This window comes from Bartonella sp. MU37NMGALS (assembly GCF_042194015.1).
Classification (GTDB): Bacteria; Pseudomonadota; Alphaproteobacteria; order Rhizobiales; family Rhizobiaceae; genus Bartonella; species Bartonella grahamii.
In genome coordinates this window covers 108,619-124,492 of record NZ_JBHIML010000004.1, presented here as the reverse complement: position 1 = coordinate 124,492, position 15,874 = coordinate 108,619, and the positions used below count along the sequence as shown (strand labels likewise).

Annotated in this window: 9 protein-coding genes and 1 pseudogene; all 10 read right to left on the bottom strand. The window is 36.8% G+C overall.

Annotated features, from left to right (window positions below; genetic code table 11):
• Positions 1-2: 2 nt before the first annotated feature.
• Positions 3-1,490, bottom strand: coding sequence for a porin (locus ACFIJP_RS03995; protein ID WP_375625694.1), 1,488 nt, complete (start codon positions 1,488-1,490; stop codon positions 3-5).
• A 1,821-nt stretch (positions 1,491-3,311) separates the two neighbouring features.
• Complete coding sequence (locus tag ACFIJP_RS03990; protein ID WP_375625693.1) at positions 3,312-4,202, bottom strand: outer membrane protein; 891 nt, start codon at positions 4,200-4,202, stop codon at positions 3,312-3,314.
• A gap of 183 nt (positions 4,203-4,385) precedes the next feature.
• Positions 4,386-5,229: pseudogene (locus ACFIJP_RS03985) on the bottom strand (outer membrane protein).
• A gap of 347 nt (positions 5,230-5,576) precedes the next feature.
• The gene (locus tag ACFIJP_RS03980; protein ID WP_375625691.1) at positions 5,577-6,410 is read right to left on the bottom strand and encodes a porin; all 834 of its coding nucleotides are present in this window, start codon (positions 6,408-6,410) and stop codon (positions 5,577-5,579) included.
• A 326-nt stretch (positions 6,411-6,736) separates the two neighbouring features.
• Positions 6,737-7,570: an outer membrane protein gene (locus tag ACFIJP_RS03975; protein WP_375625689.1), complete on the bottom strand. Its 834-nt coding sequence runs from the start codon at positions 7,568-7,570 to the stop codon at positions 6,737-6,739.
• Between the two features lie 1,966 nt (positions 7,571-9,536).
• On the bottom strand, positions 9,537-9,890 hold the full coding sequence (locus tag ACFIJP_RS03970; protein WP_375625688.1) for a hypothetical protein: 354 nt from the start codon (positions 9,888-9,890) through the stop codon (positions 9,537-9,539).
• Between the two features lie 1,394 nt (positions 9,891-11,284).
• Positions 11,285-11,905 carry a ribonuclease D gene (locus ACFIJP_RS03965; protein WP_375625686.1) on the bottom strand — a complete coding sequence of 207 codons (621 nt, stop codon included), beginning with the start codon at positions 11,903-11,905 and terminating at the stop codon, positions 11,285-11,287.
• A complete protein-coding gene (locus ACFIJP_RS03960; protein WP_375625684.1) occupies positions 11,898-13,292 on the bottom strand; it encodes a M20/M25/M40 family metallo-hydrolase in 1,395 nt (464 codons plus the stop codon). Before ACFIJP_RS03960 ends, ACFIJP_RS03965 begins: the two co-directional genes overlap by 8 nt.
• 83 nt (positions 13,293-13,375) lie before the next feature.
• Positions 13,376-14,239 carry a bifunctional DNA-formamidopyrimidine glycosylase/DNA-(apurinic or apyrimidinic site) lyase gene (gene mutM / locus ACFIJP_RS03955; RefSeq protein WP_375625683.1) on the bottom strand — a complete coding sequence of 288 codons (864 nt, stop codon included), beginning with the start codon at positions 14,237-14,239 and terminating at the stop codon, positions 13,376-13,378.
• A 284-nt stretch (positions 14,240-14,523) separates the two neighbouring features.
• The gene (locus ACFIJP_RS03950) at positions 14,524-15,771 is read right to left on the bottom strand and encodes an aminopeptidase (protein ID WP_375625681.1); all 1,248 of its coding nucleotides are present in this window, start codon (positions 15,769-15,771) and stop codon (positions 14,524-14,526) included.
• Between the last annotated feature and the right edge of the window lie 103 nt (positions 15,772-15,874).

The window sequence follows — 15,874 nt, the reverse complement described above, 5'->3', positions numbered from 1 at the left end:
AATTAGAATTTATAAGCTACACCAACGCGGAAATCATTGGTTTTGTAGTTAACTTCAAGTTTTTCCTTTGCAAATTTCTTTTTACCAAAATCAGAGTAACGATATTCTGCCCGTACAATCACATTATCCAGAAGCGAGAAATCAACGCCACCACCAAGTGTGTAGCCAATCATGGTTTTTGTTTCATCAGCTAAGTTCTTAGAAGAAACGACTCTTCCATCCTCATCCTTAATGGATATTGATACAGTGTCTTGGAACTGCCCATAAGCAATACCCCCAGCAAGATAAGGCATAAAGCGATCAGCAGCAAAACCAATACGTACCCGTGTAGCACCACCCCAATTTTGTTTGAAAGTATGACTTAAAGTTTCAACTTCATCCTCTTGATCAAGACCAAATTCAGAAGCCATCTTTTTCATTTGTTCTATACCATATACACTGGAATCGTTCTTATCCACCGCTTGTGTACTTTGTGTACCATGAGAACGAGAAGTATGTGAATTAGCACCATGCGCATGAGCGCCAGAACCATACCCACCTGCATGAGATGCACCATGCGGATTAGTACTTCCACCACCATGATGAGTACTATGATGACCTTGGGCTCCACTTGTTCCATTGGAAGCTTTTGCTGATTCAGAGGATGATCCTAATCTCGCCAGTACAAGTGGTCCGCTCGGTATTGTTTTTTCTGCTGCTGAATTAACATTGCCAGAACTTCTAGTTGTTGGGGATTGACTTAATTGCCTTGCTCCTACTTGTGGTTGCTGAGCTGCATTTGCTGACTGATTTGATTGTCCTGCTCCTGCTTGTGGTTGCTCAGCTGCTGCTGGTTTAGCTGCTGCTGGTTTAGCTGCTGCTGGTTGCGCTGGTGCTGCTGGTTGCGCTGGTGCTGCTGGTTGAGCTGGCGCTGGACCGGATCGCGTTGCAGCAGATCTTCCTGATGCGGCTTCTGCCGTTGGAGCCCCTCCTGTTACAGTTCCTACACCTGCAGGTGTTCCTGAAGCGGTTCTTTGTGCTTGTGTTCCTGATACTGCTGGTGGGGCTGGAAGCGTTTGTGGGTTTGCGGATCTGCGGGATCTTACGACTGCATTTTCTATTGTAGTGTTATCAGCTGCACCTATGGTAATGGTCTTTGTGTGTTTTTTACCAGATATCATTAAATCCGTATCGACACCAAAAATAAAGTTATCACCGAGGTCAATATTAGAACCTACATAAAAACCACCTACAAAACCTGAAAGTTTAGGAGAGAACTCTTTATCTAGTGGCAAACTCTTTTCTTGACCAACAAGAGCGATATCAGCTTTGCTCGAAAAACCACCAGCTTGGACACCTAAATAAAGACCTGTCCATGAAAAAGTAGGTGCAACAATGGTAGAAGAAGTCGATAATGCTGGCTGATGAGGAATCATAACATCAGCAGCCAGCGCTGTAGACGCTGAAATTAAAGAAAAAATAGACGCTGTTATTAAACGTTTTGTATTCATAAAATCTCTCCAAATATCCAAAATGAAATGTATATAGAGCATCTTTTTTGAAAGATCTGTAGCAAAAATGACACACTCACAAAAAAATAAAGATTTTTTTTTGAAAATAAGGCTTCTTAAACTTTTAATTTTGCATTCAATGAAAATTTGTAAACTAAACCACACTAGAATTATGTATCTTAAAGTTGGATTCATTTTCATTAAATTTTTGCATAACTGTTAATGATAATATTCTTTATAAATTTCTTTTTACCGAAATCTGAATAACAGTATTCTGCATGCAATAAGCTATCATCTGTTATTGCAAAATCAATGCCAGCGCAAATAGTGAAATCAAATATTGCCTTTTTTAAAACCAGGCGACATCAAAGTTTCATCCATTTATCGCATGATCTATTTTTGATGCTTTAGCAATAATATTTTGTATCTAAAATTAAGAGAAACAAAAGACTTATTCAAACACTCGCAAAAAAACTTTCAGATTCTTTCCATAAACATCTTCATCCTGATACATCAATTTGATTTATAAGGATAACTTATTGTTTTCATGTTGAATGAAAAAACTAATACTGTAGGATTCTATCCTTTAAAACCTGTTCCATGTTGTATTAATCAAAACCATATCTCTCGATAGCGGAAAAAATCTATGAATAAAAAATATTAAAGAAAGAATTTTAAATATCTCTTATAAACACTTTTAACAGCCAAGGTCTATCCACAACATTCGTGGCCGGCAAAATGTATGATAATGCTAGCTTGCTCTTTTTATTAAGCGTGTAAAGATAATGGTGCTCTATAAATTTTATATTATTTCATTGGGAGGCTTTACCGTCTTATATCACTCACGGATACTGACATGAAGTGGGCTTGATGTACTTTGAAAAATATTTCTTTAAAACAAGCGTGTGACTACACAACAATAAGTGTATTCCGTTTGGGGTGCTCTGTTTTGCATAAGGGACTTTAACAGTTTTCTTGTAATCTATTTATATGTGTTTAATAGTATATATGGATAGATTTATTGGGATAGGTAGGGCAGCTCAAACTTTGGGGGACTCGATTAGCACTTTACGCAGTTGAGGAGGTGAAGGCGGAATTATTTCTGAGCATATGGTAATAAATCACCACCGTTATGACCTATTCAAGCTGAGACCTGATCTTTTCCATTCAAGAGAACTGTCACAAAAAAACTATTGCTTATGCTTGTGTATCGAGCCATCAAAAAGACGACTGAGAGCGGTAAGAACAGGTTCTTGAGCTTTATTACGCAAGCCAAGGTTGGACTTATGAAATCATCTCTGATTGAGGGTGGATCCTATAAAAAGAATGCAATAAACAAAAACGTAAGACATTATTCTAAATGCTTTTGAAAATCGTAAAGCTAAATTAAAAGAAGATGGTAAAGTTGGAAACTAGCTTTTCTCTTTGTCACTTCATATGCTTCCCCAATGAGGCTGTATTCCCGTTTAAGAACTTACTCCAACAGATATACGTAATACGTTTGCTCTAATCTGGTATATGCAGAATAAAGTTCGTCACTGGTTATGATCTTTTCCTATTTCTGAGATTAATTGAATACTTTTCACTTAGGCGTAAAATGATAGCCGTAATATAAGATTTTATGTAATAAGTAGTTATAAAATCGATGCATACTACTAATTAGCCTTTTATAATATAAACTTTTTTAAAGCCCTATAATACAAAATGATACCAATAAAAATAGAAGGAATTAAGAGAGTTAAAATAGAGAGCGAATAAAATAAAGGCCTCGTTAAACGAGGCCTTAGTATTTTTTATGCTTCTAATTTCGTTTTTACAAAATTAGAATTTGTAAGCGACACCTACACGGAAGTCATTGGTTTTGTAATTGAATTCACGTGTATCGTTTGCAAATTTCTTTTTACCAAAATCGGAGTAACGGTATTCTGCACGTAAAAGAACGTTATCTGTCATTGCAAAATCAACACCGCCACCAATAGTGAAACCAAGCATTGTCTTCGTTTCATCAGCCCAAGCACCACCAGTCAAATCTATGGCTTGCTTAGCTCCTGCATCTGGCACTTTTTCACCCCCGTCAGCTTTCTGCTCAACTTTAGCTCTCTCTCCTTTTCCTGCAACGGATTGAATGCCCTGTACCTGCGCATAGGCAATACCACCAGCAACATAAGGCATAATACGGTCAACAGCAGTAAAACCGATACGAACGCGTGTAGCACCAGACCATTTTTCTTTGTAACTGTGCGTTTCTGTTACCTTGTCACCTTTTTGAAACTGTTGCTGATCTTTTAGTTCAACCTTAGCTTTTTCAAGGGCAGCATTAAAATTTTCTGCATCTTTTTCAGTAAGAGTCAATTCACGGGCTTTTTTTGATTCTTCACGGTCTGCCCAAACTGCATCGGTTTCAACACCGAGAATGAGACCATTTCCGAGGTCTACGTTAGATCCGGCATAAATACCACCCATGAAACCAGAAGGACTAGGTATGTTATCTTTTTTGAAAAGTTCTTTGTCTGCTCCTGGAATAGTTACTTTGGTTTTACTCGAAAAGTTGCCAACTTGACCACCAAGATAAAAACCTGTCCAAGAAAATGAAGGGGCTGCTGCAATAACTGCTGGTGCAGCTTCATGAGGGATCACCACATCAGCAGCTTGTGCTGCAGAAGCTGAAATTAAAGCGGCAACAGACGTTGCTATTAAATATTTTGTATTCATAATTTTGCTCCTAAATTAACTATAAAATGACCTTACAAGATTATAGATAAAAAAGCTGTAGTAAAAATGTCACAGTCATACAAATAAAAACCCAGAAAAACAGCGGTTTTGTAAAAGTCAAGATCTCTTGAAAATTTAATTTTTTATTAATACTTTTTATTCATAATTGCAGTTTTGATTAAATTAGACCTTGTAAGCGACACCTACATAAAAGTCATTGTTTTGTAGCCTAGTTTAAGGTAATCTTTTTTAAATTCCTTCTTACCAAAGTCTGAGTAGCGGTATTCCGCACGAAGAAGAATATGATCTGTCATCGCGAAATCTATACCACCACCAAGAGTGAAACCCACCATCGCTTTTATTTTATCAAATACCGTAGCAGAAACGGCTTTACTTGGTTTACCATTTGCCGACTTTTTTGTTCCTGAAACTTTACCAACACCTTGTATTTGCGCACAGACAATACCACCGGAAACATAAGGCATAAATGCGGTCAGCGACGAAAAAGCCTACACGAACCCGTGTTTCACCAGACCTTTTTCCTTTTAAACCAATGCGACACACTGCTGTGTTACCCTTTTGAAACTTTTCATCTTCATCCAATGTAACATCAGCATCTTCAAATTCATCATTAAAATCATTAAATTCGTCAATCGCAAGAATCTTTGAGACCGTCTTCGTCTCTCCTCGGTCTGCCCAGACTGCATCGGTTTCAACACCTAGAATGAGGACATTTCCAAGATCTACATTAGAACCTAATTGGAACCTAAATAAATACCACCTATGAAACCTCAAGGCTTAGGTAGTCCATCTTTATCTGAAGTTTTTTCTTTTGTCTCTAAATCAAATACATCAATTTTGACTTGAAAAGTTGCTAACTTGACCACCAAGATAAAAATCTATCCAAGAAAACGAAAGGGCTGTGATAACTGCTGAGACTGTTTCACGAGGAATGATAACATCAGAAGATTGTGCCACAGAAGCTGCTGCCATAGCGATAACAAAAAGTTGTTCCTAAAGATTTTATATTCGTAAACTTTGCTCCTTATTTATTTAGGAACAAAGTATTATGAAACTACAGAAAAAACGCTGTAGTCAACATGACACAACCATAGAAAATGAAAGACAAACCCAAGATAAAATCATTTCAAAACTTCACTTCGTACAAGAAATTGTAAGTTACAAGTACGTATAACTTATTGATTTTATGGCATAATTCTTATCTTTCGTTTATAAAAATCTTTTTAATAAAATCTGAATAATATCTTTTACTTCCCTAATAAATATAGGGTATGTGATAATATAACAACGGAAAATAATAGAGGCTCTGTCTTTGACAGAGCCTCTTGGAAGTTTATTTCGTTGTTTACGAAATTAGAATTTGTAAGCTACACCTACACGGAAATCATTGGTTTTGTAAGCGAGTTTATCCCCATCCTTTACAAATGCTTTTTTACCGTAGTCTGAGTAACGATATTCTGCACGCAATAGAACATTGTCTGTCATTGCAAAGTCAATACCACCACCTACAGTGAAACCAACCATTGTTTTTGATGCATCAAACACTTTAGCAGAAGCGATTTCGGCACCATCAGCTCCTTCCGCCTTAAGAAAATCAACCACTTGCAGCTGCGTATAAGCAATACCACCAGCAAAATAAGGCATAATGCGATCAACTGCTGCAAAACCAATGCGAACGCGTGTAGCACCAGACCATTTTTCTTTTATAGAGGTGCCCTTTACACGTTTGTCAGTCGCCCCGATACCAGCAATAGTTTTTCCTGCAGCAGGTGTAGCTTTCGCTTCTATAAGCTCATTTTTGAAAGCATCAAGGCCAGTTTCTCCAATAACTGCTGAATGCGTTTTTGAATCTTCGCGGTCTGCCCAGACTGCATCGGTTTCAACACCTAGAATGAGGCCATTACCAAGATCTACGTTGGAACCTACATAAATACCACCCATGAAACCGGAAGGCTTAGGTGTCCAGTCTTTATCTGTAATTTTCTTGTTTGTTTCTGAATCAACTACATCAACTTTACCTGAAAAGTTACCAACTTGACCACCGATATAAAAGCCTGTCCAAGAAAATGAAGGGGCTGCGATGACTGCTGGGGCTGTTTCACGAGGGATGATAACATCAGCAGCTTGTGCTGCAGAAGCTGCTGCTATAGCGATAACAGAAGTTGTTACTAAAGATTTTATATTCATAAACTTTGCTCCTAATTTATTTACGAGCACAGTGCTACAAGATTACAGAAAGAAAAGCTGTAGTAAAAATGATACAGTCACAGAAAATGGAGGGCACATCCCAGACAAAAGCAATTCATAGCTTTGTTTTGTACGAGAAATTACAAACTGTATATATAAATAACTTATTGATCTTAAATGTAATTATTGTTTATGATTTTTTTAAGAAAATCTGAATAATATCTTTCCACATCCACAATAAATTATGTATTGTGTGATAATATAGCAACAGAGAATAACAGAGGCGCTGTTAAAGACAGCGCCTCTGTTATTTAACTTATCATCTGTTAAAATTTGTAAGCAACACCAACTCGGAAATCATTGGTTTTGTAAGATGTCTCATATTTATCATTTGAGAATTTCTTTTTTCCAAAATCAGAGTAACGGTATTCCGCACGGACAATAACGTTATTGGTCATAGCTAAATCAACACCAGCACCCAGAGTGTAACCAACAAGGGTCTTTGTTTCATCAGACAAGCTACCAGAAGCTATTACTTTATCTGAATCTTTGCCTGTTATTGAAATCGATGCAGTATCTTGAAGCTGTGTATAGGCGATACCACCAGCAACATAAGGCATAATGCGTTCAGCTGCAAAACCAATACGTACACGTGTCGCACCAGCCCACTTTTCTTTAAAAGTGAAACTGTGGGTCCGTTTAGCACCAGCTTCAAGCGCATCTTTACCAATACTAATTCCAGATTCTGTTAATATCTTCTTAATATAATTTATGTGATCTGGAGCAATAACGTATGTGTTTCCTGTCTTCGTGTCATCTTTATTAGACCACACGATATCTGTATCAACACCTAAAATAAGGCCATTACCGAGATCAACGTTGGAACCTGCGTAAAGACCACCCATGAAACCAGAGAGTTTTGGCAAAAGTTCATCAGGTGCTGGAATCTTTTTTCCGTTACTGAGGATATCCATTTTCGTTTTACCCGAAAAACCACCAATCTGTCCCCCAACATAAAAACCTGTCCAAGAAAAAGTTGGAGCAACAATAACGGGAGCAACAGGTGTTGGACTAGGGGGAACAATAACATCTGCTGCTTGTGCTGCTGAAGCTGAAACAAAAGCGAAAGCAGAAGCTGTTATTAACCATTTCATATTCATATTTTCTCTCCATAGCTGAATATTTATTTGAACACATCATTTCATATAGAGCCCAAACTTCAGATATCTGTAGCAAAAATGATACACTCATAAAAAAAACAAAAAGCCAATCAAAGCACCTTTGATCGCTTGATCTGTAATATCTTTAATAAATGAGAATTAAACTATGCCAATGCACAAATGATTTTCTCTTGTCACATTTGCTCTCCTTTATAATTTTTCAAAAATATCTGCATTATCACCATGTAAAGCGTGTGCTATTAGCATGAAAATATAATGTATTGATTATAATGAAAAAATATCTTTATATTCATTCATCTGCAATATTGAAGATGTTCTTTAAGCCTTTTTATATTAAAGAAACCAAAACTACCCCCTGCACCTCACAAACGAGCAAATGTGTGTGGATAAAAAAACTATTTAAAAGCTGAAATGCTTCCTATTAATACTCTCAATATTGGAACAGTGAAAACTGTTCCAATATTGAGAGTAACTAAATGTAACCGTTCTATTTAAATTCATACAAATAACGTTTTTACCTTTATCCTTAACATGACCAAAAGTGAAAGCTATGTATTTGTTTTTTCATCATTGTAAAGAACGCTTGTACCACATAGAACAAGATCTCTACTACCCCATGGACTGCAACAAGATTACATGCAATTTCATCACGCTTGCTCTTTGTTTACAATTTAGGCATCTATGGTTTTTTGACATACTTACTATTTTTTTTCTTCTCTCAACCGTATAGTAAAGTCTTTTTCAGAGCTTCAGCCTTATTTGTAGGCTATCATTTCATACCCCTTTACAAGACTAAATTGAAAAAATGCCTAAAGACAGACAACCGGTATGATAAACATTAAAACTTATATAGAAATCTCCTTAAAGCTGAAAAAATGAGAAATCTTTCTTAAAGTTTTCAAACCAAACTTTGCTTTGAAAGTCATTTTGAGCAAACAATTTGGCAGAGCAAATATCTGATATTTTGAATCATAGACAAATAAAGAATATTTTATAAACTCTGTAGTCAAACAATATATTAATGTATGACATAATTCATCATTTCGCATATTGGATAAGAAACCCGAATATCGTAAGATTCTCTCATTCCAAACCGGTTGCATGTTGCAATCAATCGAAACAATTCCCTTGCACGTTACAAGCAGGAAAAGCCATGTGGATAAAAACTGTACAAAAAAGGATTAAAAACGCCTCTTATGAAGAGTCTCACATACCAAAGGCTGTCACAAAATTGAGAGCCAGCAAAGTGTGTGATAAATGCTAGCTTTCCCTTTCATAAGCGTAAAGATAGTAGTACTCAATGGATTTATGATTATAGCCTTCATAAATGGTGTCGCGAAATGGGCTCAGAAGCATTGAAACATATTTCTTTAAAACAAGCGCACATAAGTATGCAACTCAATGACGTTTTATTTTTTGAACTACGCTATAAAGATCAAAAGTTTAACATTAAAATAAATACTTGGTTTTCTTCTCTATTTGGATGAAGCATTCTATTAGACCCTGTCTGCAAATAGTCCAGATTTTTGTCGAGTGGATTTCATTTAGCTTCCCATTCATGTAATTCACTTAATCAAAGGTTCTATAGACAAGCTCTTTACTTGATCCCACTATGTACTCTAAAAACACTTATTAAAGCGCTTTACATACCTTATATAATCACACTCAAAATGATGATATTTACAGCGTTAAAAAAATAACCCCAATCTCTAGGCTATATTCATCTAAACCCATGAATTTTTAATAACTAATTGCTATTATACAGTGTTATTCGTTCACTGCAATTTCCCTGCTCGTATCTTTTCCGAACAGTACTCTTCATTCTCGTCGTATACAATCATAACATCCTTTAAACAAATAGCTCCCTCCTGTTTTCAGGTGATAATATCTCCTTTCTTTATTTTTCGAGCATACGTTATAACTCTCAATGTTGTTTTCTCACTTTCTAAAAACTCGTTGGACTTCGTGTAAATAGGTTTGGCCGTCCTCTTTTCCTTGGTCCTTTTTTAGAATTATATCCTCTTTTTTTACCAGAATGTGACACAGGTACTAACTTAGCTGCTGTTATATATTCATTGTTATTTGTGCAAGAAAGTTCTATTTGAAAAACTTCAGATAAGACCCTGCGAAGCTGTTCACCAGAAAAAAAACCTATTGGAGAAACAACCGAAGATGCTCTCTGTATAAGGTTTTGAGACGCTAAAAAACTCGCACCCTGAGCGATAGAGATTGAAGCAAAAGTAGCAAAAGTTGTAATAAAGTATTTTATGCTCATAAATTTAACCTCATTAATATCCATAATGTATTTTACCTAGTGCCTTCATTGCAAATTTCTAGAGAAAATAATATGTTTATAGATAAAAAGCGAAAATCCTTAAAAATAAAGCTTTGGAGCATTTTTATTTTAAAATAAAAGCAAATTGCCCTGCGCTGCCAACATAAAAATCACTTATTGAGTAATAAATAAAGACACGAAGTATCGTCTAAAAATAATAAACCATACGAACTTCACGACAACATATTGATTTATAAATATAATTTGTATTTCATTCACACAAAATGAGCCTCTCAAATATCAGATATTCTCTCATTTCAAACTTGTTCATTATACATGAAGAAAATTTATTCGCTTCCACATCATAAATGAGATTTGTATATGGATAAAACTCTTGACAAAAGGGAGATTCTTACGAATCTGTTGAAATGCAAAAGCTATTGCGGTATTTTGACTTAGTAAAGAGAACTCTTGCTGACTTGTTTCTAGCACACTTTTCTAGGAGTTGCTCTTTGCATTATTCAGTATAATCGTGATTATCTTTATACATTAATCATATAATGTATTGATCTATAATGATCGTTTAGCGTTATTCATATTGAATGAGAACCCTGAATACCGTAAAATTCTCTCATTCCAAATCTTTTTTATATTGAATTAATCAAAATCATTTGTTTGCACGTTTGGGAGAGCTGTGCAGACAAAAAACACTAAAAAAGACTAAAAATGCCTCTTATTAACTGTCTCAAGTGCCAAGGGGCTACACAAAATATTGGGAGTTGGCAACAGTGTGTGATAGTAGCAGCTTATTACTCCATAAGCGTAAAAATGGGAGTGCTCAATGAATTTTATATCATATTTTTTGGCTTTATCATTATACCATTCACTAAGCGCCCCCCGTGAAATGGGCTTGGGGATTGGTTTCTTTAAAAAAGCACATGAATTAGCAGAACAAATATACTCCGTTTAGGGGGCGTTCTGTCTTACATGAAGAACGTAAATCCATTAAAAACGTGAGGCAATGCGTAATCTCTATTATTTAACAGACATTGCTTTATATACTTTTGAAAGTCGTAAAGCAGAATAAAAACAATGGTAAAGATGAGTTTTGGTCTTTACATTTACGACTTCATATTCTCCCCTAATTAGGCCGCATACCGGTTTCAGAGATTTAAGTCTTCAACCTACCGTATATTTCCAGCCTCTCCTCAAAATTGTTTTTTTAAACAAAAGCTATTACAAAAATAAAAAATATGAATTCGCAAAAGTACTTTGATTACCTAAACTTCAAATGAAACAGCACTTAAGAAGTTATTATAACTCTTATCAAAAAAATGAGAGGATAAAATGCCCATAATGTGTAAGAATTTTGTCCTTTTACATCAATAATTAACTCCATTTAAAAGCCAATTTTAAAGTTAGCTATGCGCAAAAATATCCACTTCCGCCCATCCTAAAAGATCAAGCCTAGCTCTCATAGGCAAAAATTGAAAGCATGCCTTGGCAACATTTTCTCGCTCTTCACGTCTTAAACGTTCTTCAAATATAACTTTTAAACGATGCAAATATAACACATCCGACGCAGCATATTCAATTTGTGCCTGTGATAACGTTTCCGCCGCCCAATCCGAAGATTGTTGCTGTTTAGAAATACTCACATTTAGCAATTCATTACAAATTTCTTTCAAGCCGTGGCGATCCGTATAAGTACGCGTGAGTTTAGAAGCGATCTTTGTACAAAAAACAGCCTCTGGCATAACACCAAATGTATGCGCTAAAATCGCAAGATCAAAACGCCCAAAATGGAATATTTTGATGACTGCGTTATCTCCAAGAAGCTTGACCAAATTAGGTGCACTCTTTTGTCCTTTAGCAATTTGTATAATATCGGCAGTACCATCTCCAGAAGAAAGCTGAACAACACATAAACGATCACGATGGGGTTGTAACCCTAAAGTTTCAGTATCAATCGCAATGGCGTCAGTTTTATAATTATCTAAGTTTGGTAAATCACCTTGATGAACGCGAATCTCAGCCATTTACCCTCCTATTTGCGAAAGCAGCAAGAATACGCGCCCAAGACCGCTGCCCCTTATGAAACGATTTTAAATTATACTTTTCATTAGGCGAATGAATACGGTCATCAGCCAGTCCAAAACCAACCAAAAGAGTTTCCATACCAAGAATTGACCGAAAATCTGCTACAATTGGGATCGAGCCCCCCATAGCTGTCAAAACAGCAGGCACTTCCCACTCTTGTGATAAGGCATCCTTCGCTTCCTTGATAAAAGATGAATCATCAGAAATCTGAAGTGCCGGAGAAGAACCGTGATTCTTAAATTCAACCTTACAATCAGCAGGAATTGAGCTACGTACATAATCACGCAACGCTTGGCGTATTTTCTCTGGATCTTGCTTATGCACCAAACGACACGATACTTTTGCACTCGCTTGAGAAGCAATAACCGTTTTCATCCCTTCCCCTTCATAGCCGCCACTAATACCATTAATTTCCATGGTAGGACGTGCCCATACAAGCTCTAAAATGCTCCGTCCTTTTTCACCAGCTGGAATGGAAAGTCCTATAGGACCAAGAAAATTTTCAGCAGTACAATTAAGCGCATTCCATGATTGTAAAATATGTGGAGGTGTTTCTTCTACTCCATCATAAAAACCAGGAAGTGTTACCCTATTATTTTCATCGTGAAGTCCTGCTAAGATTTTCGTTAAAATACGAATGGGATTAGCTGCTACTCCTCCAAAATAACCAGAATGCAAATCACGATTAGCTGCTGTGATAATAATCTCTTCTGCCATAATTCCCCGAAGAGAAAGAGCAATAGATGGTGTATCCGCATCCCACATTGACGTGTCACAAACCAATGCATAATCTGCCTTAAGTTCATCTTTATTTTCTTTTAAAAAAGGAACAAGGGAAGGAGAAGCGCATTCTTCCTCACCTTCACATAAAATAGTAACTTTAACAGGAAGCTGCCCTTTTTCTTTCTTAAATGCACGACATGCTTCAACAAAAGTCATCAACTGACCTTTGTCATCTGAAGCTCCACGAGCACAAATAACTTTCTCTCCATCTCTCTCTTTTAATGAAGGTGTAAATGGATCATCCTCCCATAAACTCAATGGATCAACAGGTTGAACATCGTAATGTCCGTAAAACAACACATGCAAACAATCATCTGAAGGCCCTGGATGATGCCCAACAACCATTGGATGACCTAGTGTATCACGGCGTGAAGCCTCAAAACCGATGCTTTTTAAATCCTCTACTAACCAATCAGCTGCTTTGCGACATGCATCCTTGTAAGCCGAGTCTGTAGAAATCGATTGAAAACGTAAAAGAGAAAAAAGGCGTTCAAGGCTCTTTTCTATATTTCCATCAAGATGTGTTAGTACTTTATTCAGCATAAAAAACCCTCTCAAGCCTTGTGTAATTATATTATAGATATGACGACTTTAAGCCTCTTGTAAGATTTTGCAAGACACCTTATTCATTTTTGGCATTGTGAGCAGTAAAAACTTGAACGTCCAGCCTGTAAAATACGCACAATAGGCGTTCCACATTCCAAACATTGCTTGCCTTCTCGTCCATAAACTGAAAAAGCATGTTGAAAATAACCAAGTGAACCATCTATATGCATATAATCACGTAAAGAGGAGCCACCAGACAAAATGGCTTCAGAAATCACATTGCGTATATTTTGTGCTAAAGAATCTGCAAATTCACATGCACGTACCGTTTTTGATGCCAATGTGAATGCACCACGTTGTGGAGACAAACGACTCCGCCAAAGTGCTTCACAAACATAAATATTCCCAAGACCTGCAACAATAGACTGATCAAGTAAAACGCTCTTAAGAGACATTCTTTTATTAACAAAAGTCTTTTGTAAATAACGGCCAGAAAACGAATTACTCATAGGTTCAAGCCCTAGCTTATTTAAAAGTGGATGTTCATAAAGCTTGTCCGTATTGACTAAAAGCATAAATCCAAAGCGACGCACATCATTATAAATAAGATGATAAACTTCACCATTCCTTGTTTGAATATCCATGACAAAATGATCATGTTTAACCAATTTACTTGTCGTTCTTAAAAGATCATTCTCTATACGCCATGAACCAGACATTCCTAAATGGCTTAAAATCGTTTCATTCTGAGAAAGATGAAATAATAAATATTTTGCACGCCGACCAAGTTCTATAATTGTTCTGCCAATAAGGCGCTCAGAAAAAGCCTCAGGAAAGGGAAAGCGTAAATCTCTACGATTAAGCCTGACTGATACTATCTTTGCATCAGTTACAACAGACTCAAGTCCACGACGAACTGTCTCTACTTCAGGAAGTTCAGGCATCTCTCTTCTTTAATAATTATACACTTTCCAATTGTATCACCAATAAATTGGCTTCTTTTCTCCCCTCAAAGAACGAAACCTTCCTCTACATCTGCTCTATAAACGACTCAAATTCTTGATGAGTGGATTTCACTTAGCTTCCTACTCATGTGAGTCACTTAACTAAAGGCTTTATGACCAAACCCTGCCTTGAATATTCACTAGGCATTCTAAAATACTTAACGTATCAATGAGGCTTACACCCCACCCTACCTCAAATGACAATATTTGAGGACATAGCAGGATTAAGCCCACTCACCTTTACGAAATACAGGAACTCTTACACCATCTTGGGTAATGCCATCTATATCAATTTCGCCAGAACCAATCATCCAATCAATATGAATGACACTTTTATTACCACCACGCGCTGCAATCTCTTCTGATGTCAATGATGCCCCATCTAAAAAGCATTTGGAATAACACTGTCCTAAAGCAATATGACATGCAGCATTTTCATCAAATAAGGTATTATAAAAAAGGAGGTCACTCTTAGAAATTGGTGAAGAATGAGGAACAAGAGCAACTTCGCCCAATCGGCTTGCACCCTCATCACTTTGCAAAACCTGCTGCAAAACTTCCTGCCCCGTTGATGCACGGGATTCAACAATACGCCCTGCTTCAAAACGTACTTCAATATTATCAATCAGTGTTCCTTGATAGGAAAGTGGCTTTGTTGAGCGAACAAAACCTTCAACCTTATGAGCATGAGGAGTCGTGAAAACTTCTTCTGTCGGAATATTCGGATTGCAAATAACACCATTTTGAGCAACAGATGCACCACCATGCCATTCATGATCATCTGCCAAACCAACAGTTAAATCAGTCCCTGGCCCTGTAAAGTGTAAAGTAGAAAAACGCTGCTCATTAAGCCAAGATGACCGTTTCTTTAAATTCTCGTTATGGACGAACCACGCATGTACCGGATCTTCTTCTGTAACACGTGAAGCAGAAAAAATTGCATCGGCTAATTTTTTAATCGCCTCATTCAGTGGTAAAGAAGGAAACATTGCCTCAGCCCATCCTGCTGTTGGATAAGCAACAATTGACCAATTTATAGAAAAATTCGATATTTTTTTGAGAGCAGGCTGGTAAGCTAGTGAAGTCGCCTTATTCAAACGCGCAACCTTATCGAAATCTTGATTGGAAAGGAGCAAAGGATTATCACCAACAATTGCTAACCGCGCTGCCCCCTTTTCAAAAGCCTTCGCCATTCCCTCATAAAGCCAAGAAGGGGCACAATCAAAACTAGCTGTATGGGCATTTTCAAAACGTGTAAGCGATAACATATCATCACTAAAAATTGGTATAATGACACCAGCACCAACCTTATAAGCATGATACGCAATACGCCGAACAAAAGGTAATGCTGAAACTGGAGCGGTCAAAACAAGATCCTGCCCCTCTTGTAAATTCAACCCCACTTTTACTGTAATTTCTGCAAGACGATTAAGCATTTCAGGCGAAATTGTCTCATGAATATCAAAGTACATTAGCAATACCCTTCTTTAAATAAAATGCGTTCTTTATGTCGTCATCTTATAAATTTTTTTAGATCCTTCGAGTTCATTTTCTCTACGTATATTTATGCGTGTC